The sequence below is a fragment of the Nocardioides sp. Soil_C_8 genome, from assembly GCF_057656315.1.
This window is the reverse complement of sequence record NZ_JBDGKQ010000008.1, coordinates 4,030-5,375: the sequence shown is the minus strand read 5'-3', so window position 1 is coordinate 5,375 and position 1,346 is coordinate 4,030. Positions and strand designations below refer to the sequence as shown.

General features: G+C 54.9%; 1 rRNA gene (running past one end of the window). It reads right to left on the bottom strand.

Annotated features, from left to right (window positions below):
- Window positions 1-31 precede the first annotated feature (31 nt).
- A 23S ribosomal RNA gene (locus tag AC3A3L_RS21625) occupies window positions 32-1,346 on the bottom strand (it continues 1,916 nt past the right edge of the window).

Sequence of the window (1,346 nt, the reverse complement as noted above, 5' to 3'; positions counted from 1 at the left end):
CCGCACACGTGTGTGTGGTTTTGTACGTGGTTGGGACAAGCCCTCGGCCTATTAGTACCGGTCGGCTGGGCATTACTGCTGTACACCTCCGGCCTATCAACCCCATGTTCTGTGGGGGGCCTTACCCCATTGTTGGGTGGGAAACCTCATCTTGAAACGTGCTTCCCGCTTAGATGCATTCAGCGGTTATCACTTCCGAACGTAGCCAACCAGCCGTGCTCTTGGCAGAACAACTGGCACACCAGAGGTTCGTCCATCCCGGTCCTCTCGTACTAGGGACAGCCTTTCTCAAGTTTCCTGCGCGCGCGGCGGATAGGGACCGAACTGTCTCACGACGTTCTAAACCCAGCTCGCGTGCCGCTTTAATGGGCGAACAGCCCAACCCTTGGGACCTACTCCAGCCCCAGGATGCGACGAGCCGACATCGAGGTGCCAAACCATCCCGTCGATATGGACTCTTGGGGAAGATCAGCCTGTTATCCCCGGGGTACCTTTTATCCGTTGAGTGACCACGCTTCCACATGCCGTGGCCAGATCACTAGTTCCGACTTTCGTCCCTGCTCGACATGTCTGTCTCACAGTCAAGCTCCCTTGTGCACTTACACTCGCCACCTGATTGCCAACCAGGCTGAGGGAACCTTTGAGCGCCTCCGTTACATTTTAGGAGGCAACCGCCCCAGTTAAACTACCCATCAGGCACTGTCCCTGATCCGGATAACGGACCTAGGTTAGACATCTAGTACGACCAGAGTGGTATTTCAACGTTGACTCCACCCCCACTGGCGTGAGGGTTTCACAGTCTCCCACCTATCCTACACAAGCCGTACCAAACACCAATACCAAACTATAGTAAAGGTCCCGGGGTCTTTCCGTCCTGCCGCGCGTAACGAGCATCTTTACTCGTAGTGCAATTTCGCCGAGTCCATGGTTGAGACAGTGGGAAAGTCGTTACTCCATTCGTGCAGGTCGGAACTTACCCGACAAGGAATTTCGCTACCTTAGGATGGTTATAGTTACCACCGCCGTTTACTGGGGCTTAAATTCTCAGCTTCGACACTTGCGTGTCTAACCGGTCCTCTTAACCTTCCAGCACCGGGCAGGAGTCAGTCCGTATACATCGTCTTACAACTTCGCACGGACCTGTGTTTTTAGTAAACAGTCGCTTTCCCCTGGTCTCTGCGGCCATCACCGCTTCCCCCAGCAAGTGGGTTCACGGATCCGGCCCCCCTTCTCCCGAAGTTACGGGGGCATTTTGCCGAGTTCCTTAACCATGGTTGTCTCGATCGCCTTAGTATTCTCTACTTGATCACCTGAGTCGGTTTGGGGTACGGGCGGCTCGTTGCTCG